Source organism: Polaribacter sp. HL-MS24 (assembly GCF_032758595.1).
Lineage (GTDB): Bacteria > Bacteroidota > Bacteroidia > Flavobacteriales > Flavobacteriaceae > Polaribacter.
On record NZ_CP136415.1, the window covers coordinates 607,482 to 631,338 of the forward strand.

The window sequence follows — 23,857 nt, forward strand, 5'->3', positions numbered from 1 at the left end:
AAATAATACTAACAATGAAAACAAAGTTAAAAGGATTTTTAACGCTATTACTAGCGTTGGTTGTGCAAATTACCTTTGCACAAGAGAAAACAGTTTCAGGAACCGTAAGCGAGAGTTCAGGACCCTTACCTGGAGTGAGTGTCCTCGTCAAAGGAACCACTCGAGGTGTTGAAACTGATTTTGATGGAAAGTACAGCATCAAAGTGAACACAGGTGATGTATTAGTCTTCAGATATCTGGGCTACACAACAGTTGAAAGAACAGCTGGAAACTCAAACACTATTGACGTTACCTTAAAAGAAGGTGGCGAAGTATTGGATGAGATTGTGGTGACAGCTTTAGGTAACAAAAGAAACAAAAGATCATTAGGTTACGCTCAACAAGGTGTAGACTCAGAAGAACTCGTTAGCGCAAAACAAGCTGACATAGCTAACGCGATCGCAGGAAAAATCTCAGGAGTGCAAATTTTAGCTGCTCCAAAATCAGGATTTAATCAATCTCAAATTAGATTGAGAGGTAATAGAAATGTTCTCTACGTTGTTGATGGGATACGTCTACAGAATTCTGATGATGTAAACCCAGAAGATGTATCAAGTATGTCGGTCCTTAAAGGTGCCGCTGCTACAGCTTTGTATGGACCAGAAGGGAGTAATGGTGTTGTAATTATCACGTCTCAGAAAGCTAAAAATGGTGATTCGAGTATATCATATGACGGTGCATTAGAAATTGGAAATGCCGCATACATTCATGATCTTCAAAATGAATACGGAGGTGGCTACTCGCAAACTTTTTCTAAATTCTCATATGATGACACTAGAGACCCTACTTCTTGGGCAAGTTTTGACGGCGACAATATTGTTGACTATTTTGCAGATGAATCGTGGGGACCCAAACTAGATGGTAGATTAGTTAGACAATGGGATAGCTGGATCCTATGAAATCCAAATTTCGGAAAATCTACGCCATGGGTAAGTAATGGAGGGATTAAAGATTTTTTCAAAAACAGTACTAACACCAAACATAGCTTCACTTTTAAAAAAGGTGGCGAAGGATATAACTTAAAGTTTAATATTTTACGAAACGATAGAACTTTGAATATTGAAAATGCACATAGAAAAAATAATAGATTATCATTTTCTGGTGATGTTGATGTAAATTCAAAAATGAATATTTCATCTAACATAGCTTATCAAGACAGATCTACTCAAAATAACCCAAATGAAGGTTATGGTTCTCTTGGAGCAAATATATTTCAATGGTGGCAAGCACAATTAGATTTAGATAAACTAAAGAATTATAGACAAGGAGGTAATATTGTTTCATGGAATATTTCTAGCCCCCGAAATCCAACACCCAAATATTGGGACTCTCCTTACTTTGAATTGTACGAAAACGTAAAGAATCAAGACAGAAAATCAATTGTTGGAAATATAGCTATAAATTATAAATTTACGAATGACTTACAAACAATTTTAACCCTCAATAAAACCTACGAAATTAATAATTTTGACAGTAGACAGGCATTTGGAGGATTAGAAACACCGTCATATAGTGAATCCAGTTGGTATAAAGACAGAAATTTACTTACAGGTCGTTTACTATACGAAAAAGAATTAGGACAAATTAGTCTATCTGCAACTACTGGTTTTGAATTTGATCAATTCAAACTCGAATCAACAGGTGCATCTAGTAAAAATGGGCTAACCGTTCCTGATTATTACAGTATCAGAACCTCTAAGGAAAGACCTGATTATTTTAATTCAATAACAAAAACAAAAGGAAGAGCACTATACGGTTCTCTAACTCTTGGTTTCAAAAAAATATTGTTTTTAGACACTAATCTCAGAAAAGACTGGAGCTCTACAGCAAAAATTGGAGACAATAGTGTTTTTACAAAAGGAGCTACTTTGAGTTTTATTTTTTCTGAATTAATTCAGAAAAACACCTTTCTAAGTTACGGAAAATTAAGAGGAGGTTTTGCACAAGCCCCTAGATTCCCTGGGCCATATGCTCTTTCTGAAACATACGGAATATTAAATAGTTATGACGACAAAGCTGTATTATCAACTAGTTCAACAATATTTAACAAGAACTTAAAAGGAGGGATTCGTGAAGAAATAGAACTTGGAACTGAATTAGGATTTTTTGACAATAAACTTTCTCTTGATGTTACCTACTTTTCGAAAACTGACAAGAATTTACCAACTCAGTTATCATTAGATCCTACCACTGGTTATTCATCTGTTTTAGTAAACTCTGGGGAACAGTCATATAAAGGGTTTGAAATTGGGATTTCAGGATCACCAATTAAAAATGAACTTTTTTCTTGGAATTCAAAATTTAATTTCGCGACACTAGAACGAAAGGTTATTAAATTAGCTGAAGGATTAACACAAACTGACCAAAGATACTTATCCGATCGTTGGGGTGGACTTGTTTTAAGAGACAAAGTTGGCGACAGATGGGGAGAAGTTTATGGTACAAAAGTGAAAGAAATTAATGGAAAAAAAGTACTCAATAGCAGTGCTAATTACGTTACTGAAACTAATCAATCTTTAGGCAACTTTCTACCTGATTTCACAGGAGGTTTTATAAATTCATTTAAATATAAAAATTTAACATTGGATATAGACATGGATTTCCAAGTAGGAGGTAAATATTTCTCAATTACTCAAATGTTTATTAATTACTCTGGCCTAGGAACCCCTACAGTTGGTAACAATAATTTAGGCAACCCCAAAAGAAACCCAGTAACTGGTGGATCATCACCTAGCTATGTTTTGGCTGCAAATGCAGGAGCAGATTCTGGCGGAACATATATAGAAGGTGTAGATGAAAACGGAAAAGATGTTGCCTATTATGTGGATACACAAAGATGGTGGGGTAATCAATTTGGAAACATTAGTGATTTTTCATATCACGCAAGCTATCTGTCAGTTAGAAATATAAAATTAGGTTACACTTTTCCAAACTCAATTACAAAAAAAATTGGTTTTAAAAATCTTAAACTGTCTGGATATGTAAATAATGCTTTCTTACTTTTTTCTGCATTACCAAATATTGACCCTTCGCAAATTGAACAAGTATATAATAATGTTAACTTTATGGAAGGTGGACAGTTACTATAGGTGTAAGAACATTTGGATTAAATTTATCAATGAAATTTTAAACATACTAAAAATTCAAAAAATGAAAAAATTAAATATTTTTGTAATCCTACTATCTTTATTAATAATAGGATGTACAGATGTAGACTTTGGAGAAACTAACAGAAATCCAAATAACCCAAGCGCTCCTTTAGCATCAGCAATATTGACTCGAGCTGAACTAAATATAGGAAACACATATAGCGATACAAGACCTTCATTGTATGTTCAATATTTATCAAATGAACAATATGAGGACGAATCCCTATATGTAACAGAACGATTTGATTATGCAGGATATTATTCTGCTATTACAAATTTAAATAAGGTCATAGAACTTAATACAGATCCTGAAACTGCTTCAAAAGTAATTAATCAAGGTTCAAATTCTAATCAAATAGCAGTTGCAAGATTAATTAAAGCATACTATTTTCATCATATGACTGACCGATGGGGCATGATTCCTTATAAAACTTCGAATCAGGGTCTTGAAAGTAAATTTAACGTCTTTAACACCCAATTAGATATATACAATTCTTTATTTATCGAAATAGAAGAAGCTATTGCTCAAATAGATACTGGAATTGGTCCAACTGGCGATATCATTTTTAACGGAAATATGACTAAATGGAAAACTTTTGCTTATACATTGATGATGAACATGGCTATGAGGTTGTCAAAAAAAGAACCAGCACTAGCAAAAACTTATTTCACTAAAGCTTTAAATGGAGGTGTAATTTCATCAAATCAAGAAAACATTTTTTACCCATATATTGCTTCAGAAGATTATGATAATCCTTGGGAAGATAGATTTACAACACGTTCTGACTATTTAATTAGCAAACCTTTGGCTGACGCACTAATCGGGTCAGGATCCAATATAAATCCAGAAGACCCAAGATTAACTAAGTTTGCTAGTGTAGCTGAAGAGTCTCAAACATATAACGGAGCTCCTTATGGAAATTCCAATTCAGCTACTACTACTTTTTCAAAAATTACTGATGACATAATTAAAAACCAAGAAGCAAAAGGTTATATTTATACCTATGCACAGATATTGTTACATTTAGCTGAAGCAGCTGAGATAGGGTGGATCACCACTAAAACTGCAAAAGAATACACAGAAGAGGGTATTACCGCCTCTATGGAGCAGTGGGGAGTTGATGCAGAAGATATAAATACGTATATAGAAAATAGACCAGCTTTTAATGGCCAAAAAGAAATCTCTTATCAAAAATGGGTAGCATTATTTTTACAAGGCTATGAAGCATGGTCTGAGTGGAGAAAACAAGGAGAAAATCAGGTTCAATTAACAAAACCTTCTGCTGCAAATACTTCTGGAATACCTAATAGACAAGCATATCCTCTATCTGCTGAAAGTTCGAATGAAGACAACTATAAAGCTGCAATATCTATTCAAGGTCCAGATAATTTAGACACTAAAGTCTGGTGGGCTAATAATTAACTGTTAGAAATTTTGAAATCATTTATAATAAGCCGTAAAAGGAATCCTTTTACGGCTTATTTTAATTTTGTAAGTTCTTTAAAAAACTTGATATAATACTTTAAAAAATAATCTAAACGTAACTTAAAATCATTTTTCAATAGATGTGCTATTATAAAACCTATCAAATAAAAAATAAAAAAAATCTTTTTTTATTACTAGTGAGTATTTTGGGAGTTTATTTATTGTCAACCACCCCTTTAAATAACGATAAAACAACAAGTATTAATAAAGAAATAAAAACACTTCACAAACAGAATATAGACCAAAACCCTTTTAAAGAAACATTACAACTCTCTAAAGAAGAACGAAAAAAAATTGGCCTCCCCCCAAACAAATACAATGAGGAACAATGGGTACTTTCCATGAATCCTGAATTAGGGAGACCAACTCCAATCAAAGTCGCTCAACTACAAAAAGAATTGTTTGAACAGCAATCTAATTTTGCGCGTACCCCTTATGATGCCCCTGACAATTTATGGATCAATCGTGGACCCAACAATGTTGGAGGGAGAACCAGAGCTCTAATGTTTGACCCAAATGATCCAACCGATGAGACTGTATTTGCAGGAAGTGTAAGTGGTGGTCTATGGAAAAACACCAAAATCTCTGATGCTAATTCTGTATGGCAACGCGTGAACATCCCAGAGAATTTAGCGGTTTCAAGTATTGCTTTTGACCCAAACGATACCAATATCTTTTATGTTGGAACTGGTGAATCTTATGTTGGACATACCGATGGTTCTGTAAATGGAGATGGAATTTGGAAATCAGTTGACGGTGGAACTACTTGGACAAATATTTTTGGAGGAAATACCGGAGTTAGTTATTTTGTATCTAGTTCTAATATATCTGTTAATAGTCCTTCAACCATTGCAGGAAATTATCAATCTTTTCCTACAACTAATTTTGGAACAACCATTACATCTAAAATAACTGCTGATTTTATTTTAGCAAACGATCCTTCTGGAACCCCTACTGAAGGGTGTTCAGCATTTGGACCGGATGCAACTGGTAAAATTGCACTTATTAGAAGGGGAAATTGCCCCTTTGTAGACAAGGTGAAAAACGCCCAAGATGCGGGTGCCATTGGAGTAATCATGCTGAACAATGTATCTGGTGAACCGATTCCAATGGGCGGTGAAGATACCTCTATTACCATCCCTTCTGTGATGATATCGAAAGAAAATGGAGATCTTATTGAAGCTGCTTTAGCCTCAGGATCTGTAAACGGTTCTTTAAACCCTGCTGCTGGTAATTTTACAGCTACCGTAGTTCCGGGAGTACAACACATTAACGACATTACAATCAAAGACAATGCTGGGGTTTCTGAAATCTATGTCGCTGCAGCAGATGCATTGTACGGAACCTCGAATGCAGCAACTACTGTAGGTGGATTGTCCTACGGACTCTATAAATCTGTAGATGGAGGAAACAACTGGGTAGAACTCGAACTTCCTTTGACTGCAAATGGAAACAAGCACTGTCCCAATGATCTTGAAATTGGTGCTGATGGAAAAATATGGCTTGCAACAACGGAAAGTAAACTCTATGGAGATGGTGGGGGGGAAATATTCTCATCAACCGATGGAACTACTTTTACAAAGACCTATACCGTTTCAGATGGTAGAAGAACTCAAATCGCAGTTTCAGCTAAAGACGCCAACAAAGTATATGTACTCGCTCAAGTCAGTGGAGGGGTAACTATTAAAAAAACAACAGATGGATTCAATATTTCTTTTTTAACACTCTCAAAAGCGCTTCCAAATGATGATGACACTGGAATCACTGCTGGAGACTTTACCAGAGGACAAGCATTTTATGACCTACTTCTCGAAGTTGATCCAAATGATGATGAAGTAGTTTACACAGGGGGAATTGATTTATTCAAATCTACTGATGGGGCTTCTGCTTGGACTCAGTTTTCACATTGGTACGGAGGTTTTGGACACCAATATGTACATGCCGATCAGCACATAGCTGCTTTTGGACATAAAGATTCCAATAAAGTCATCTTTGGAAATGATGGGGGTGTTGCCTACTCTGCAGACGGAGGAATAACAACTGAAGAAAGAGTAAACGGATTGGTTACTTCTCAGTACTATACCGTTGGTGTAGGACCCACAACAGCATTTACAGGAGACTATTTTGCTGGAGGACTACAAGATAACGGAACCCAACTTATTCAAGATGGGAATATAACAAACCCTGATAGTGCAACAGAAATCTTTGGGGGAGATGGTGCATACACCTTCTTTGACCAAGACGGAACCGACCGATATATCATCAGTAATTATGTTTACAATGGTGCAGTCAATTTATATAATTTTGATGGAGACAATGTCTCAATTAATAGCGAGGACGATAGCAATGGTGCTTTTATAAATCCGCAAGCATTAGACTCTAATTTAGACATTCTTTATTCTAACTATTCTGCTAGTGGAAATTATATTGTAAAAAGATATGCTGGTATCAAATCTGCCGAAACTTTAACTAAAACCGATTTGACTGATGAACTGTTGACAACAACACCAACGGCGTTTACTGTATCTCCACATACCACGGCTTCTTCTACTTTACTTGTAGGTACCGTATTGGGAGATGTTCTTTTGGTAGAGAATGCAGAAAGTACAAGTCCTACTTGGACAAATCTAGATCGTCGTTTACTCATAGGTAGCGTATCTGATGTAGAATTTGGACAATCTGAAAATGATATTTTTGTAACCATGCATAATTATGGTGTCAATAATATTTGGTACACCAGTGACAAAGGAGCTACATGGCAAGAAAAAGATGGCAACTTACCCGATTTACCCGTAAAAGCGATTTTGCAAAATCCGCTTAATTTGGAAGAAGTCATTATAGGAACTGAACTGGGTGTTTGGTACACCAGTAATTTTTCTAACGAAAATCCAACTTGGCAGACTTCTTACAATGGAATGAGCAATGTAAAGGTCTTGGATTTGGACCTAAGAGATGACAATATGGTCTTTGCAGCTACACACGGTAGAGGAGTCTTTTCTGGACAGTTTACTGCAGAAGCATTGGCCGTAAAAAACGAACTGTTTGAAGAAACTACAATAAAAGTCTACCCGACTGTCTCGAACGGAGAACTACAAATAGCTTCAAAAGAAAATCTTGGAAAAACAGAAGTAATCGTTTATACCATTTCTGGGCAAAAAATTCATTCTGAATTTAAAGAAATCTCTACTATTGAAAGTACTTTAAATTTAACACACTTATCTAGTGGAATGTACCTACTAAAATTTTCGAATGATACTAAAAGAACTCATAAAATTATGATTGAGTAATCTGTATGAAAATTTAAACCCAACAAAACCGTCAAAGAATTCTTTGACGGTTTTTTTATGTTTTGTTTTTCTCAAATCTTATACATAGGCCTCTCATTTTTAACTTAAAAAGAACCCTCTTGAAAAGTTATGAGAAAATAACATATTGGAGGCCTTCTTGATTGAAAAAATAAGTTTCTGCAAGAATAAATACAAAGTTGAAAAGGAAGAAAGGTAAATTTTTACTTTTTACAAGCCAATAAATTAGGGATTAATCAATAAAAATTAACAATATTTAACAGATTTTCTTATTTATTTTTGTTTTATTAAGATATATTTAAGACTTTTGACATAATTAATTCAAATTAAATAAACAATGAAAACAAAGTTAAAAGGAATTTTAACGCTATTACTAGCGTTGGTTGTGCAGATTACCTTTGCGCAAGACAAAACAATTTCAGGAACGGTATCCGAGAGTTCGGGCGCATTACCAGGGGTTAGTGTTGTGATTGAAGGAACAAATAGTGGAACAGAAACTGACTTTGACGGTAAATATTCGATCAAAGCAAACAGTGGAGATGTTTTAGTCTTTAGATATCTAGGATACAAAACAGTCCAAAAAACAGTAGGTGCTACTTCAAATACTATTGATGTTACCTTAGAAGAAGGTGGCGAAGTACTAGAGGAAGTCGTTGTTACTGCTTTTGGTATCAAAAGAAAAGAAAAAGCACTTGGATACTCTGTTCAGAGTATCAAAGGAGATGCGATGACAGAAGCAAGAGAAAGTAATATTACCAATGCAATTAGTGGAAAAATTGCTGGGGTACAAGTTACTGGAACTTCTGGTAGTGTTGGTGCTTCTTCTAGAATTGTATTAAGAGGAAACTCTTCAATTACTGGAAACAACGAACCTTTATACGTTGTAGACGGTGTGCCAATTAGCAACTCTAACTTTGGTAGTGCTGGATCAGGCGGTGGTGTAGATTTACCTAACGGTGCTGCAGACATCAATCCAGATGATATTGAATCGATTACCGTATTAAAAGGACCAAATGCAGCTGCATTGTATGGTCTAAGAGCAGGTAATGGTGTCATTGTAATTACTACCAAAAGAGGAAATGCCAATAAAAAATTTGGAGTTTCCATCAATACAAACGTTACCTTTTCTAATCCTTTACTCTTACCAGACTACCAAAACTCGTATGGTCAAGGGGGAGATACCAACAACTTCAAATATGTAGATGGAGCAAGTGGTGGTATTGGTGATGGTGTTGATGAAAGCTGGGGACCAGCGCTTGACGCAGGTTTCGAATTTGTTCAATGGGATTCTCAATTAACCAATAATGGAAATCCAACTCCTTGGATCTCTCATCCTGACAACGTAAAAGATTTCTTGAATACGGGTGTCAACATTTCAAACAATGTTTCTATTACCAGTGGTAACTTCAGATTATCTTTAGGAAATAGTGATCAAAAAGGAATGGTCCCTTTTACAGAATTAAAGAAATTTACAGTAGGGGTAAGTGGATCGTTAGAGCTTGGAGAAAAAATGAAAGCAGGAGTTTCTGTCAACTATATCAACCAAGATTCGGATAACATCCCTACAAGTGGATATAATAACGAAAATCCTTTTCAACAGTTTATCTGGTCTGCAAGACAAGTGAACTTTTCAGACTTAAGAGACTGGAGAAACTTCCCATTAGCGCCGGTAGGAACTGCTGCAGAAGGAACTCCTTTAAACTGGAACCATAACTTCCAGAACAATCCATACTGGATTTTGGAAACCAACAGAAATACCTTTGAAAAAGATCGTGTAATTGGGAACGTAGATTTGACTAGTCAATTATCTGATCACTTATCTTTAACAACTACTTTAGGATTAGATTCATTTAGCCAGCGTACCACTAGCAGACAAGCTGTTGGAAGTAACAATGCACAAAATGGATCTTATAATGAAAGAATCAGAAGATTTGAAGAAGTCAATGCAAGTTTCTTATTCAATTATAACAGAGACTTAACAGAAGACATTGGATTCTCTATGAGTTTTGGTGGAAACCACATGAACAGAACACAAGACAATGTTAATGGATACTTACCAGCATTGGAATTGCCAAACCTATACAGTTTGTCAAACTTACAAACAGGATCTACAGCTGTATTAAGCAACTACCACTCTGATCAACAAATTAACAGTTTATATGCATATGGGCAGTTTTCTTATAAAGACATGTATTTCTTAGACTTTACAGGAAGAAATGACTGGTCAAGTATTTTACCCGTTGCAAACAATTCATTCTTTTACCCATCGGTAACAGGTTCTGTATTGATCTCTGATATTTTTGATGAGTTAAAAGCGAATAACATCAACTTCTTAAAAGTAAGAGGTGGATGGTCTAAAGTAGGTAGTACAGGAGCATTGGGTGCTTATTCTTTGAACCAAACGTTTGGATTATCTAATTCAGGTTTTGGAAATCAAGCTAGTGTGCCAAATACTCAGTTTAACCAAAACTTAAAGGCTGAGACAGTAACTGGAATTGAATTCGGTTTGGACTTAAAAATGTTTCAAAACAGATTGCGTTTTAGTGCAACTTATTATGACCAAAACAGTGAGGACTTATTAGTGCCAATTCAAGTTTCTGCTTCAACAGGTTTCACCAATGTGTGGGATAATATTGCAGACATGAATAACTCTGGTATTGAATTACAATTAGGAGGTACCATCATTAAAAAAGATGATTTCAGTTTTGATGTAGATGTAAACTTTGCACAAAACAGTAATAAAGTTACTTCTTTAGACGGTTTAGATTCGTATGTATTAGGAGGTCAATGGGGTGTGAGCTTAGAAGCAAGACCCGGACAACCTTATGGTACATTAGTAGGTAGAGATTTTGAAAGAACTTCTACAGGACAAGTAATTTATCAAAATGGTTTACCATTGATTAGTTCAGAGCAGAAAGTGATTGGTAATATCGCTCCAGACTGGACAGGAGGTGCTAATTTCTCGGTACGTTACAAGTCACTTGATTTCTCTGCGTTAGTGGATGCAAAAATGGGTGGTGATGTTCACAGTATGACTTATGCTTGGGGACGTTATGCAGGTACCTTATCAGAAACAATGGTAGGTCGTGAGACTGGTATCATTGGAAATGGAGTAATGGCTGACGGTAACGGAGGATATGTTGCTAACAACGTTCTTGTTGGAGCTAAATCTTTTAACCAAGCTTCGTATTCAAATTCTATAGAATCTAGTTCTGTATTTGATGCTTCTTATGTAAAATTAAGACAAGTATCAATTGGATATACATTACCACAAAAATACCTTGAAAAATCAATTGTACAATCTTTAAAGTTCTCAGTAGTAGGAAGAAATTTAGCGATTTTATACAAGAGAGCTCCACATATTGATCCAGAAACAGGGTTCAGTAGTTCAAATGGAAATCAAGGTCAGGAATTTGGACAGTATCCATCTGCAAGAAACATTGGATTTAATGTTAACTTAAGATTTTAATTTAAAAAAATATAGAACATCATGAAAAAAATAAATATAATTTTATATACTTTTTTGAGCTTTATCTTAGTCACTAGTTGTGACAAAGACTTCGAAGAGTTAAACGTGGATCCAAATAACTCCACGGCTGTTCCTGCACACCTTTTACTAGGTGGACCACAAAGAATATATGCAAACACAATGTATTCAGCTGGTTTGGGTGGAGACATGGGAGCATGTTGGGCACAACACTGGTCGAAAGTTCAATACAACGATGAAGCAAGATATGTTCCTAGAAGAGGAAGTATCGATGCTATTTGGAGAAATATGTACACAAGTGTCATTGCAGAATCAAGTGCAATGTATGACTTAGCTGAAGCGGAAGGAAACACGAGTTTGATGGGAGCTGCATTAGTTATGCAAGCAATCGGTTTTCAAACTTTAGTAGATTTATACGGACCAGTTCCTTTTACACAAGCAATTGATAGTGATGTATTGCAACCGGCTTACGATGATGAAGCGGTAGTATACGAAGGGATTATCAGCTTGTTAGATAGAGCTTCAGGTCTTTTGAACGGAAGTTCAACAGCGATTGTTGCTAGTTCAGATCTTTTTTACGGTGGAAATGTTTCAAAATGGTACAAGTTGGCCAATTCATTGAAATTTAGAGCCTTGATGAGAGTTTCTTCTACAAGAAGCGTAAATACTGAATTGCAAGCATTGATGGGGAAAATGTTTACCTCTAATGATGACAGCGCACAAGTTACTTATTTAGCAGCTGCTCCAGATGCAAATCCAATTTGGGAAACCATTGTTGATGGAAACAGAGCAGAATACAAGATAAATTCTGTAATCGTTGATGTATTAACAGAATTGAATGACCCTAGACTATCAGTATATGCTGGTGTGAATGCAAGTGGTGATATTGTTGGAAAACCTTCTGGTTTTGGAGCACAAACTACCTTACCAAATGAGGGCTTAGGCTATACTTATGCAAACATCTCACCTTTAGGAAAGTTTTACTTAACACCAACACTTATGGTGTGATTATTTCACATGCACAATTGAGTTTATTAATTGCTGAAGCAATGAATGAAGGCTATGTAAGCGGAGGAGTTACTGGAGCTTTAGCATGGTATAAAAAAGGAATTGCTGCGAATCTTGAGTTCAATGGGGTAAGCTCTTCAGATGCTACCGCTTACTTAGGTCAAGCGTCATTAGACTTTTCAACTACAACAGATGGAAGAACAAAGATAGCTACTCAGGAATGGATTGCTTTGTTTGGACAAGGATTTGAAACTTGGACAGAATGGAGAAGAACTAAAACACCTGTTTTAGCTCCTGCTGCAGAAGCGTTAATCTCTCAAGTTCCATCTCGTTTATTTTACCCAACTAATGAGCCATCTTTAAACAAAGCAAATTACGATGCTGCTGTTTCTAAGATCAGTGCTGATGAATTAACATCATCATTATTTTGGCAATAAATCAACACATAACACTTAAAACTAAAAAAATGAAAAACATAAAATTTCTATCAATATTCTTCCTCTCGATCTTTATGACCTTTACGTCATGTGAAGATAGTGAGAGTGCATCTGATGTAGATTATAATATTGCAGCAGAAGGAGTTGTTACTACTTTGAAGGGAACATCGGGTAAATTATTAGGAAATGCTTTAAATCCTTCTGATTTAGCAAATTCTGAAGTAGCTTTATCGGATGCAAACGCAGAATTGACACTTAATTTAGATGTATTACTAAGGTCAGATTGCTAAAAATGTAGCCAAATACCAAATCGTAAAATCATTGAAAGGTGGTGCAGAAGCGGTAGTATTAGAAACTACTACATTACCTGTTTCGGCTAGTTTCTCATCTGTAAATGAATTCTTAGATGGGTTAAACGTAAGTGCAAGTGATTTAAGAATTGGAGATCAAATAGAATTTCAAGTAAAGGTATTCACTACTACTGGAAATGTGTATTATGAAGGATCTAATTTCAGCAAATACAATGTAACTATTAACTGTGCGTCTAACTTAGCAGGTGCATATAGTTTAATTCTTTCAAGAGATAATGGTGCAGATGTAGCTTTTCCGAATGAGATCATTACTGAAGTAAGTCCTGGATATTACAAAACAGAATCAACGTATCGTTGGGCTGTAGGTTCAATCGCACCAGATCAAGGATTTAATTTCAACGATGTGTGTGGTACTTTAACGGCTCCTCAACAGGGCTTAGCTCAAGGGTACTATTCAAACAAGGTGTATAGCTTTGAAGATGGTAGTGCAGACCCAGTAACAGGTGATTTAGTAATAAAATACATCGTTGAATTCGGATCTGGACCAGTTGAATGTATCGGAACTTATACAAAACTTTAAAATGAAAAAAATGAAAAAACTTATAAAATACGCATATCTTACTCTAATTACGGGTGCACTATTGACATCATGTAGCGAAGAAGATCATACTGGTGCCTCTGAAATGAGCTACAGTAGTACAGCGATTACTTTGACAAGTGCTCAAGCTGCATATACCATAGACGAAAGTCTTATTGACGAAGACACTCCGTCTACATTCACCATCACGATCAATGCAAGCATTGCCCAACCACAACCAGTGGACGCAACCGTGTCATTCGTACAATCAGATGGAACTGCTGATAGTAGTGATTATTCTGTAGGTGAAATTAAAATCGCTGCAGGTACAACGTCTGGATCTACTAAAGTTGAAATAAACAGAACTGGTGATATTGAAGGTACTGAAAACTTTAGCTTAAGTGCTAAAGCTGGAAGTAATTTCACATTAGCAAGTTCTTTTAACTTAGCTGTTACAATAGAAAATGATCATGTAAATGATATCTTAGAAACCGCTACTACATGGAGTGGTGAAACGTCTTTTGATGATGCAAGTGGTGCAGTTGTTACTTTAGATTTTTGCAATATAGATTTGGATGTATTACTATTTACTGATGCAGGAGATTTTGTAAAATATTTAGGAGCTACAGGTGCTTGTACAGAAACAGGGGCAATTAGTGGATTGCCTGATGGAGACTATTTTATTGTATTGGATCTGTATGACAACCCATACTCTAGTTTTGGTGTTACAGAAGCATTACCAGTGACTGTCTCTTATTCACAAGACAATTTTGCCTCAGATTCTTTTATTTATGATGGACTTACAGTGAGTTCTCCAGAAGGACTAACCGCAGTGGCTGTGATTACAATAAGTGGTTACAACTATACAGTTACTCCTCTATAAGAAGTACTAATTATTATTCTATAAGGCGTCTCTGTAAATTCATTTTTGCAGAGACGTTTTGTTTAAAACTGAAATCGTATGAAAAAAAATATACTTTTTACAATTGCTATTATTTGTGGAGTACTGCTAATTACTAGGTTTGCGAATCAAGACAAAACGAATACGCATTTAAGTAATATTGACAAGATTAAAACACTTCACAAACAGAATATAGACCAAAACCCTTTTAAAGAAACATTACAACTCTCTAAAGAAGAACGAAAAAAAATTGGCCTCCCCCCAAACAAATACAATGAGGAACAATGGGTACTTTCCATGAATCCTGAATTAGGGAGACCAACTCCAATCAAAGTCGCTCAACTACAAAAAGAATTGTTTGAACAGCAATCTAATTTTGCACGTACCCCTGATGATGCCCCTGACAATTTATGGATCAATCGTGGACCCAACAATGTTGGAGGGAGAACCAGAGCTCTAATGTTTGACCCAAATGATCCAACCGATGAGACTGTGTTTGCAGGAAGTGTAAGTGGTGGTCTATGGAAAAACACCAAAATCTCTGATGCTAATTCTGTATGGCAACGCGTGAACATCCCAGAGAATTTAGCGGTTTCAAGTATTGCTTTTGACCCAAACGATACCAATATCTTTTATGTTGGAACTGGTGAATCTTATGTTGGACATACCGATGGTTCTGTAAATGGAGATGGAATTTGGAAATCAGTTGACGGTGGAACTACTTGGACAAATATTTTTGGAGGAAATACCGGAGTTAGTTATTTTGTATCTAGTTCTAATATATCTGTTAATAGTCCTTCAACCATTGCAGGAAATTATCAATCTTTTCCTACAACTAATTTTGGAACAACCATTACATCTAAAATAACTGCTGATTTTATTTTAGCAAACGATCCTTCTGGAACCCCTACTGAAGGGTGTTCAGCATTTGGACCGGATGCAACTGGTAAAATTGCACTTATTAGAAGGGGAAATTGCCCCTTTGTAGACAAGGTGAAAAACGCCCAAGATGCGGGTGCCATTGGAGTAATCATGCTGAACAATGTATCTGGTGAACCGATTCCAATGGGCGGTGAAGATACCTCTATTACCATCCCTTCTGTGATGATATCGAAAGAAAATGGAGATCTTATTGAAGCTGCTTTAGCCTCAGGATCTGTAAACGGTTCTTTAAACCCTGCTGCTGGTAATTTTACAGCTACCGTAGTTCCGGGAGTACAACACATTAACGACATTACAATCAAAGACAATGCTGGGGTTTCTGAAATCTATGTCGCTGCAGCAGATGCATTGTACGGAACCTCGAATGCAGCAACTACTGTAGGTGGATTGTCCTACGGACTCTATAAATCTGTAGATGGAGGAAACAACTGGGTAGAACTCGAACTTCCTTTGACTGCAAATGGAAACAAGCACTGTCCCAATGATCTTGAAATTGGTGCTGATGGAAAAATATGGCTTGCAACAACGGAAAGTAAACTCTATGGAGATGGTGGGGGGGAAATATTCTCATCAACCGATGGAACTACTTTTACAAAGACCTATACCGTTTCAGATGGTAGAAGAACTCAAATCGCAGTTTCAGCTAAAGACGCCAACAAAGTATATGTACTCGCTCAAGTCAGTGGAGGGGTAACTATTAAAAAAACAACAGATGGATTCAATATTTCTTTTTTAACACTCTCAAAAGCGCTTCCAAATGATGATGACACTGGAATCACTGCTGGAGACTTTACCAGAGGACAAGCATTTTATGACCTACTTCTCGAAGTTGATCCAAATGATGATGAAGTAGTTTACACAGGGGGAATTGATTTATTCAAATCTACTGATGGGGCTTCTGCTTGGACTCAGTTTTCACATTGGTACGGAGGTTTTGGACACCAATATGTACATGCCGATCAGCACATAGCTGCTTTTGGACATAAAGATTCCAATAAAGTCATCTTTGGAAATGATGGGGGTGTTGCCTACTCTGCAGACGGAGGAATAACAACTGAAGAAAGAGTAAACGGATTGGTTACTTCTCAGTACTATACCGTTGGTGTAGGACCCACAACAGCATTTACAGGAGACTATTTTGCTGGAGGACTACAAGATAACGGAACCCAACTTATTCAAGATGGGAATATAACAAACCCTGATAGTGCAACAGAAATCTTTGGGGGAGATGGTGCATACACCTTCTTTGACCAAGACGGAACCGACCGATATATCATCAGTAATTATGTTTACAATGGTGCAGTCAATTTATATAATTTTGATGGAGACAATGTCTCAATTAATAGCGAGGACGATAGCAATGGTGCTTTTATAAATCCGCAAGCATTAGACTCTAATTTAGACATTCTTTATTCTAACTATTCTGCTAGTGGAAATTATATTGTAAAAAGATATGCTGGTATCAAATCTGCCGAAACTTTAACTAAAACCGATTTGACTGATGAACTGTTGACAACAACACCAACGGCGTTTACTGTATCTCCACATACCACGGCTTCTTCTACTTTACTTGTAGGTACCGTATTGGGAGATGTTCTTTTGGTAGAGAATGCAGAAAGTACAAGTCCTACTTGGACAAATCTAGATCGTCGTTTACTCATAGGTAGCGTATCTGATGTAGAATTTGGACAATCTGAAAATGATATTTTTGTAACCATGCATAATTATGGTGTCAATAATATTTGGTACACCAGTGACAAAGGAGCTACATGGCAAGAAAAAGATGGCAACTTACCCGATTTACCCGTAAAAGCGATTTTGCAAAATCCGCTTAATTTGGAAGAAGTCATTATAGGAACTGAACTGGGTGTTTGGTACACCAGTAATTTTTCTAACGAAAATCCAACTTGGCAGACTTCTTACAATGGAATGAGCAATGTAAAGGTCTTGGATTTGGACCTAAGAGATGACAATATGGTCTTTGCAGCTACACACGGTAGAGGAGTCTTTTCTGGACAGTTTACTGCAGAAGCATTGGCCGTAAAAAACGAACTGTTTGAAGAAACTACAATAAAAGTCTACCCGACTGTCTCGAACGGAGAACTACAAATAGCTTCAAAAGAAAATCTTGGAAAAACAGAAGTAATCGTTTATACCATTTCTGGGCAAAAAATTCATTCTGAATTTAAAGAAATCTCTACTATTGAAAGTACTTTAAATTTAACACACTTATCTAGTGGAATGTACCTACTAAAATTTTCGAATGATACTAAAAGAACTCATAAAATTATGATTGAGTAATCTGTATGAAAATTTAAACCCAACAAAACCGTCAAAGAATTCTTTGACGGTTTTTTTTTATCATTTAGCTTAAAATTGAAAATATTTTTGGCATACCTTTGCTCCATGACTACAGAAACTACAGAATCAACTAATATATTTGGAATTCGTGCTATTATTGAAGCTATTAATAGTGGCTCAACGATGAATAAAATATATCTTCAGAAGGGACTCCGAGGAAGCTTATTTTTTGAATTGAATCTTTTGATCAAAGAAAAAGGAATTACCACCAGTGTGGTTCCTGTTGAAAAATTGGATCGTCTTTCAAAATATAGCAATCACCAAGGGGCTGTAGCTCAAATTTCACCTGTTGCATTTCACGATTTAGAACCTTTGATTGAAAAAGTCCTCGAAGAAAAAAAAGCTCCGATCTTTTTATTATTGGATCAACTGTCAGATGTTCGAAATTTTGGTGCCATTTTAAGAACCGCTGAATGTACCGGTGTAGCTGCTGTAATTGTTCAAAAAAACGGGAGTGCCCCTGTCAATGCAGAAACCATCAAAACCTCTGCGGGTGCGGCTTTTAAAATTCCGATTTGTAAAGTAGACCACATTAAAGATGCAATCTTTTTACTACAAGCTTCCGGAATTAAAACGGTTGCTGCTACTGAGAAGACCGAACAATCTGTTTACCAGGTAAATTTGAATCAACCCATTGCTATCATTATGGGTTCTGAACACAGAGGAGTCAATCCTTCCATTTTAAAAATGGCTGATTACAAAGCAAAATTACCTATTTTGGGTGAAATAGAATCACTTAATGTATCTGTGGCCTGTGGTGCCTTCTTGTATGAAACCCTAAGACAACGATTGGTTACAGAAGAGTAAAAGTACTCTTTATACTTCCGTTTCATCAGGGTGGTCCTCCTCTATTTTTGGCGGAGAAAAATTTCCGTTTTCATCAAACAACAAATCAAAGGCTGTTTCTTCAAAATAAGGAGTTTTTTTTCTGAGTCCCTTCTTTCTATACAAAAAGGCGAACAAAAGCCCTACAAGAAAACCCGACAGATGTCCTTCCCAAGACATGCCTTCTTTGATCGGAAAGACATACCAAATCATTCCTCCATAGAGAAAAATGATCATCAGAGAGACTGCTACCAAGCGATAGTATTTTTTAATGACTCCACTAAAAAAAATAAAACTAAACAAGAGGTATACAACCCCACTGGCTCCAATATGATAAGATTCTCGGGCAATACATAAGGTTAAAACTCCCGTTAGAAAACCTCCCCACAATAGTACTTTTAGTGCAGATTCTTTATAAAAGAAGCAAACGGTTGACAACAAGACAAATAACGGAATTGAATTATTAAAAAGATGCTGGGTATTGCTGTGGATAAAATGAGTCAAGAAGACACCCCTAAAGCCTGTCAGATCTCTAGGATATACCCCGTATTTGTTGAAATTAAATCCAAACTTTATTTCTATGAAATAAATCGCCCAGATCAAAACGACATATAGAATCGGAATTCGAAATATAGAGGCTGAAAAGTGAATATGAAGGTCGTTTTTCATAGGACTAAAGTAAACAAAAACCCAACCAAAATAGATTCAGGCAAATTCTGTCAGAAAACTTTGCTATTTTTACCTTATGAATGAACCTTTGGCAGAACGCATACGTCCAAAAACCCTAGAAGATTATATCAGTCAACAACATTTAGTAGGCGAAAAGGGTATTTTAACCAACCACATCAAACAAGGAATAATTCCATCGTTGATTCTTTGGGGGCCTCCTGGTATTGGTAAAACAACTTTGGCCAATATCATTGCTTCGGTATCCAAACGACCGTTCTATACCCTAAGTGCCATCAGCTCGGGAGTCAAAGATGTTCGTGAAATTATTGAAAAAGCAAAACAAAGTGGCGGTCTTTTTACTGCAAAAAACCCTATCTTATTTATTGACGAAATTCATCGGTTCAGCAAATCACAACAGGATTCCTTATTGGGTGCTGTAGAAAAAGGCTGGGTAACACTGATTGGTGCCACCACAGAAAACCCAAGTTTTGAGGTCATCCCTGCCCTCCTCTCTCGTTGCCAAGTATATATTTTGAATTCTTTTGACAAAGATGACCTAGTAAACTTATTGAAAAGAGCCATGGAAAAAGATGAAATGATTTCCAAAAAAGACATTGTTTTAAAAGAGACTGAAGCACTTTTGCAAGTCTCTGGAGGAGATGCCCGAAAACTACTTAATATTTTTGAGCTAATTGTGGGTGCAGAAGACCGCATAGAAATTACCAATGAACTGGTCTTGTCCAAAGTTCAAAAAAATACTGCCCGTTATGACAAAACAGGAGAACAGCATTATGATATTATTTCCGCATTTATCAAATCGATCAGAGGAAGTGATCCGAACGCTGCAGTGTATTATTTAGCAAGAATGATAGAAGGAGGGGAAGATGTGAAATTTATTGCAAGAAGAATGCTAATATTGGCTTCAGAAGACATTGGGAATGCCAATCCTACAGCTTTTATCTTGGCAAACAATACCTTTCAAGCTGTGACCGTTGTTGGTCATCCAGAATCTCGGATTATATTGAGTCAATGTGCAATTTACTTAGCCAGTTCGGCAAAGAGTAATGCATCGTATATGGCAATCAATGAAGCACAAAATCTGGTAAAACAGACTGGTGACTTGTCGGTACCTCTTCATTTGAGAAATGCTCCTACCCAATTGATGAAAGATTTAGACTATGGAAAAGACTATCTATATTCACACAACTACCCCGAGAACTTTGTTCATCAAGAATTTTTACCCAAAGAAATTTCGGGCAAAAAACTTTATGACCCTAAGCAACAACGCTCGAGAGAATCAATTTAGAGAGCTTTTAAGAAAAAGATGGAAAGATACCTATGGGTATTAGAACTTAATCTGATAGTGAACACTCACCAATTGTTGGTCTTGATAATACTCAGCAATCCAATGATCTTGTTTCTTGTATAAAACACCCTGTGGATTTTCTAGGATAAAAACTTCTTTTTGATTCGTTTTTAAAATTCGAAAAACTACCTTATTTTTTTGATTGAAAAGCTGAAACCCATTGTGAAATTCTTTTGCATACAACCTATTGTCACAAACTACAGGTTTACTAGGAATCGGTAATGAAACACTCGGCACAATTACTACAGGGACCTCTTTTACATCCTCTTCAACAAGTTCGGGAGCTGCGGGTGTTTTTGTTTCAAGTATAACTGCAACTTCTTCATTTGGTTCTGGATTGTACTGAAGATCTTCTAGGGTATTAAATGCATTTCTAATCGCTTCATGATAGGCCTTTTTATAGTCTTTTTCCCGACTGCTTCCTGCTTCAGAAGTAAACAGTAGATTGCCATAACAATCTTTAAACTGAAGTCTGCTCACAACCTTAAAAAGTCCAGAATCGTCGACAACATCGACTTTGATCGCCAGACAGTTGTTTTGGCTTAAAGCTACGGGGAGTTGTTCATCGCTTAAAAAAACAGTAAATCCTTTTTTCTTCAATAAGAATTTTGTGAGAGAACTGGTTTGATATTGATCTGATTGTTTTAGAAAATCAAAATGATTGGACACAATCAGATACTTATATTTATTGAGATTTTGCTGTTGACCCTTCGTAGAAAGTGTCCATATAAAAAGAAAAGCGATTGTTATTTTTTGTATCATCATCTTAAAAAAAAATTATTGAATCCTATTTGAAGAGTACTGCTATATCCATTTGCTAAAGTAGTAAACTCTAAGAGATTGTCTAGCATCCGCAAAATAAAATAGTTCTTGAAACGAACGATCCTAGAGGTCGTTCGATCGTTTCATTTTGACCTAGAAAGGTTAAAAATCGAAATTTTAGGATTAAAGATATTGTTTTATTTCTAGTAATGACGTGACAGTTGTATACTGAGAACTTCTCACGTTTTTCTTTTCAAAATCACAATAAATAGCTGGTATCCCATAATTTATGGCACCTTCAATATCGGCTTCCAAACTATCCCCGATCATGATTGAATTTTCTTTGGTGGCATTGGCAGATTGAATGGCATGTTCAAAGACCCTAGGATTTGGTTTTTTGACACCTACCGATTCTGAAGTGATTACTTGGTCAAAATAATGATCGATTTTGGAGCTACTCATTTTTTTAGACTGCACTTCTTTAAAACCATTCGTGATGATATGGAGTTGGTATTTCTCTTTCAAATAATCTAAAATTTCGAAAGTTCCCTCAAAAAGATGGTCAAACAATGGCAATTGTTCAATATACTCGATCGCCAACACATTGATCAGCTCATCTGAAATTTCGTAATGAACAATATCAAATGCATCTTTTAATCGGCGGTATCTTAAATCTTCTTTACTGATTTTCTCTTCTCGATACATGCGCCAATACTTTAGATTAATAGCGACGTAGGCATCTAAGAAGCTCTTGTAGTTGAGAGAAATTTCAAACTCTTTAAATAATTTCTGAAAGGTTAAAGCGGAATTTTTTTCAAAATCCCATAAGGTATGATCTAAGTCGAAGAAGACGTGTTTTATTTTCATGTGTAAAAATAGAAAATTAATAAATAAAGAGCTCAATTACTCGCTATATTTGTTAGACTATTTTAAATACTTTTTTTTGGATACTAAACTTCATATTTTATTTCTTTGTGGGTGGTACCCTTCTAGGGTTTTACCAACAAATGGTGATTTTATTCAAAGACATGCAGAAGCTGTTTCTTTAGTTCATAAAGTGAGTGTCTTACATATAGTTTCTGATCAAAGTTGTAAAGAAGACATAGAAATTGTATCTAAAATAAATAAAGGAATTCACACTCATATTGGATATATTAGACCTTCAAAGAATCCTATTTGGAAAATCTATCTTTTTTTAAAAGCGTATCAACAACTACTTTTAAGAATTGAGGCTTTTGACTTGATACACTTAAACACCCTATATCCCTTTGGATTATTCGCCTTACATCAAAAAAAGAAAAATAAAATTCCTTTTATTATTTCTGAACATTGGACAGGATATCATAAACCACAAGTAACTCAATTAACACTCATAAGAAAACTTATTTCTAAACGAATCACCCAAAAAGCCGCTTTTATTTGTCCGGTGTCAAATGATTTAAAAAAATCCATGAAGCTTTTTGGACTCAAGGGAACTTATAAACGGGTGCCTAATGTCATCGATACTGATCTATTTCTTCCTAAAGAAAAAACAAATCAACTATTTACAATCCTTCATGCTTCAAACATGGTAAATGACCATAAAAACATTGAAGGTATATTACGTGTTGTTGCTAGACTCCAGCACAAAATAAACCCTTTTGTTTTTAAGCTAATAGGTGAAAATGCAGCGCAATATCAATTATTGGCAAAACAATTAAAAATAAAACCCAAAGTCCTAATTATTAAAAACCATATTTTGCACAAAGAAGTTGCCCAAGAACTAAATGCTAGCAATCTTTTTATTTTATTCAGTAATTACGAAAATTTACCTTGTGTGATTTTAGAGGCCTTTTCTACGGGAACTCCAGTTATAAGTACAAATGTTGGTGGTATTGATGAATACTTCCCTGCAAATTTTGGGTCTTTAATTGAAAAAGAAAACGAAGACGAATTATTCGATAAAATAGTAACCTTTTATAAAGGGTTTAGTGTTGATCAACATAAAATGCATGCCTATGTTCAAGAACATTTTTCAAAGAAAAAAATTGCTCAAGAATTTACCAAAATATATGAATTATCCTTAAATAAAAAAAACTGAAACAAATAGCCACATATCTTCTTAACTTTAAAAATCGATCTGGAAACTATGTTTTAACAGCTACTATTTTAGCTCGTATTATTTCTTTTTTAGCTTCTTGGATTGCTTTACAATTAATTTCTAATAAGGAATTAGGGGTGGTTCTGTTCGCA

The 23,857-nt window shown here is 35.7% G+C and carries 16 protein-coding genes and 1 pseudogene; 14 read left to right on the plus strand and 3 right to left on the minus strand.

Annotated elements, in window-relative coordinates; all coding sequences use genetic code 11:
* Positions 1-14 precede the first annotated feature (14 nt).
* From RRF69_RS03020 to rlmB, 12 genes are all read left to right on the plus strand, one after another.
* A complete protein-coding gene (locus tag RRF69_RS03020; RefSeq protein ID WP_316940499.1) occupies positions 15-938 on the plus strand; it encodes a carboxypeptidase-like regulatory domain-containing protein in 924 nt (307 codons plus the stop codon).
* Between the two features lie 153 nt (positions 939-1,091).
* Positions 1,092-3,128, plus strand: a complete 2,037-nt coding sequence (locus RRF69_RS03025; protein ID WP_316940500.1) for a TonB-dependent receptor — start codon at positions 1,092-1,094, stop codon at positions 3,126-3,128.
* A 61-nt stretch (positions 3,129-3,189) separates the two neighbouring features.
* Entirely contained in the window at positions 3,190-4,611 is a 1,422-nt protein-coding gene (locus tag RRF69_RS03030) for a SusD/RagB family nutrient-binding outer membrane lipoprotein (protein WP_316940501.1), read from the plus strand.
* A 209-nt stretch (positions 4,612-4,820) separates the two neighbouring features.
* Complete coding sequence (locus RRF69_RS03035; RefSeq protein WP_316940502.1) at positions 4,821-7,961, plus strand: PA domain-containing protein; 3,141 nt, start codon at positions 4,821-4,823, stop codon at positions 7,959-7,961.
* A 355-nt stretch (positions 7,962-8,316) separates the two neighbouring features.
* Positions 8,317-11,448: a SusC/RagA family TonB-linked outer membrane protein gene (locus tag RRF69_RS03040; protein WP_316940503.1), complete on the plus strand. Its 3,132-nt coding sequence runs from the start codon at positions 8,317-8,319 to the stop codon at positions 11,446-11,448.
* Between the two features lie 21 nt (positions 11,449-11,469).
* The gene (locus RRF69_RS03045) at positions 11,470-12,474 is read left to right on the plus strand and encodes a SusD/RagB family nutrient-binding outer membrane lipoprotein (RefSeq protein WP_316940504.1); all 1,005 of its coding nucleotides are present in this window, start codon (positions 11,470-11,472) and stop codon (positions 12,472-12,474) included.
* A complete protein-coding gene (locus tag RRF69_RS03050) occupies positions 12,471-12,911 on the plus strand; it encodes a SusD/RagB family nutrient-binding outer membrane lipoprotein (RefSeq protein WP_316940506.1) in 441 nt (146 codons plus the stop codon). Before RRF69_RS03045 ends, RRF69_RS03050 begins: the two co-directional genes overlap by 4 nt.
* A 74-nt stretch (positions 12,912-12,985) precedes the next feature.
* The gene (locus tag RRF69_RS03055) at positions 12,986-13,201 is read left to right on the plus strand and encodes a hypothetical protein (RefSeq protein ID WP_316940507.1); all 216 of its coding nucleotides are present in this window, start codon (positions 12,986-12,988) and stop codon (positions 13,199-13,201) included.
* 31 nt (positions 13,202-13,232) lie between these two features.
* Positions 13,233-13,802: a hypothetical protein gene (locus tag RRF69_RS03060; RefSeq protein ID WP_316940508.1), complete on the plus strand. Its 570-nt coding sequence runs from the start codon at positions 13,233-13,235 to the stop codon at positions 13,800-13,802.
* A 10-nt stretch (positions 13,803-13,812) separates the two neighbouring features.
* Complete coding sequence (locus RRF69_RS03065) at positions 13,813-14,682, plus strand: hypothetical protein (protein WP_316940509.1); 870 nt, start codon at positions 13,813-13,815, stop codon at positions 14,680-14,682.
* Between the two features lie 78 nt (positions 14,683-14,760).
* On the plus strand, positions 14,761-17,943 hold the full coding sequence (locus RRF69_RS03070; protein WP_316940510.1) for a PA domain-containing protein: 3,183 nt from the start codon (positions 14,761-14,763) through the stop codon (positions 17,941-17,943).
* A gap of 105 nt (positions 17,944-18,048) precedes the next feature.
* A complete protein-coding gene (gene rlmB, locus RRF69_RS03075; protein ID WP_316941101.1) occupies positions 18,049-18,810 on the plus strand; it encodes a 23S rRNA (guanosine(2251)-2'-O)-methyltransferase RlmB in 762 nt (253 codons plus the stop codon).
* Between the two features lie 9 nt (positions 18,811-18,819).
* On the opposite strand, the gene RRF69_RS03080 is transcribed toward rlmB, so the two are convergent.
* Positions 18,820-19,497 (minus strand): rhomboid family intramembrane serine protease, encoded by a 678-nt coding sequence (locus RRF69_RS03080; protein ID WP_316940511.1) that lies wholly within the window; start codon positions 19,495-19,497, stop codon positions 18,820-18,822.
* A gap of 76 nt (positions 19,498-19,573) precedes the next feature.
* On the opposite strand from RRF69_RS03080, the pseudogene RRF69_RS03085 reads away from it, so the two are divergent.
* Positions 19,574-20,846 (plus strand): annotated as a pseudogene (locus tag RRF69_RS03085) (replication-associated recombination protein A).
* Here the strand turns inward: RRF69_RS03085 and RRF69_RS03090 are convergent.
* The gene (locus RRF69_RS03090) at positions 20,843-21,463 is read right to left on the minus strand and encodes a hypothetical protein (protein ID WP_316940512.1); all 621 of its coding nucleotides are present in this window, start codon (positions 21,461-21,463) and stop codon (positions 20,843-20,845) included. The pseudogene RRF69_RS03085 and the gene RRF69_RS03090 overlap by 4 nt on opposite strands.
* 345 nt (positions 21,464-21,808) lie before the next feature.
* Positions 21,809-22,492 carry a YjjG family noncanonical pyrimidine nucleotidase gene (locus RRF69_RS03095; protein WP_316940513.1) on the minus strand — a complete coding sequence of 228 codons (684 nt, stop codon included), beginning with the start codon at positions 22,490-22,492 and terminating at the stop codon, positions 21,809-21,811.
* A 76-nt stretch (positions 22,493-22,568) separates the two neighbouring features.
* Between RRF69_RS03095 and RRF69_RS03100 the strand changes: the two genes are divergently transcribed.
* Positions 22,569-23,705, plus strand: coding sequence for a glycosyltransferase family 4 protein (locus RRF69_RS03100; protein ID WP_316940514.1), 1,137 nt, complete (start codon positions 22,569-22,571; stop codon positions 23,703-23,705).
* Positions 23,706-23,857 lie beyond the last annotated feature (152 nt).